Source organism: Wolbachia endosymbiont of Onchocerca gibsoni (assembly GCF_029169405.1).
Lineage (GTDB): Bacteria > Pseudomonadota > Alphaproteobacteria > Rickettsiales > Anaplasmataceae > Wolbachia.
On record NZ_JABUMP010000001.1, the window covers coordinates 918,414 to 919,585 of the forward strand.

Consider the following 1,172-nt stretch of genomic DNA (forward strand, 5'->3'; position numbering starts at 1 on the left):
TAAAAATTATTAAAACACAGCTTGCAAAAATAGAACAACAACCTTCAAAAACCAAGAGGCTTCTCAAAATCAATACCAGCAATAAGAAAGTTTTTAGCAAAAATTTCTACACCTAAAAGAAAAACATATAAACTAAGATTACAAACAGATCACTTCAGTAAAGCAAAAAATGAGACTCACATAAATAATAAATATATAGAAGAAGCAGGCAGAACAAGCTTAAGAAGAGTAATGCCAAACAAGTGGACAAAGAAGAAAAAAACATGAATATCGATCATTTAAAGTTCTAGCTATCAAATTGTGCAGAAACTTTGCGATACCAAAATAAGTAAAGAGGTATACCACTTACAGTAAATAAGCTTGAGATTAGCAAAGTGTTCACAGGAATCTCATGTATCACCCAACAACAAAAAGTTGTTGCTACAATGCCGATTAAAAGTTTGTAATAATTTCTTTTCTCTATAATAATCTTTAGAAAAGCAAGGCTGCATGTAAGGTAAACAAGTAAAAACAAAACTACAAAAAAATCAATAATTGATGTAATTTGCTTAGCAAAATCGTTGCTTAAAGTAAGAATTAGCAAAATTGCAGTTCCAACTGAACTAATTATTACTGCCAAAAAAGGAGAACCATGCTTATTCTTTTTAGCAAAAAACTGTGGCATAAGTTTATCTTCTGCAAGACCAAAAGCAACTTGTCCACTGGATAAAACCCATGCGTTTAAACTGCCGACACAGAAAATAAATGCAATTACAGAAATAATCAAATGCCAATTACCAGAAAACATAATTTTTATTGCATCAGCATACGGTACTTTTGAATTTGCTAAATCATTGCCATTAATTAATCCCATAATTGTAAAACAATTAATAAAATATATAATAGCAACACAGATTATACCAAGTACTACAGCTTTTGGTATGGTTTTAGCTGGATTATCTACTGATCCTGCAGTGCTGTTGCCAATTCAACTCCAATAAAACACCATAAAGTCAGGAGTGTAGAACGTATAAGAATTCGTGATATCGTAAGATTTGAGATTTTTTCACTTATTATAAAGTTGTTTCTATCGAAAAAAAACAACGCTACCACAGGTATTGCAAGCAACACAGAAACTTTTATAACTGTAATCAGGAGCTCAACACATCCAGCAGTAGTTATTTCCCTTAAGT

General features: G+C 31.1%; 1 pseudogene. It reads right to left on the reverse strand.

What is annotated here, in order from left to right:
• Window positions 1–286: 286 nt before the first annotated feature.
• Window positions 287–1,172: pseudogene (locus tag HSX44_RS03585) on the reverse strand (APC family permease); the annotation flags it as partial.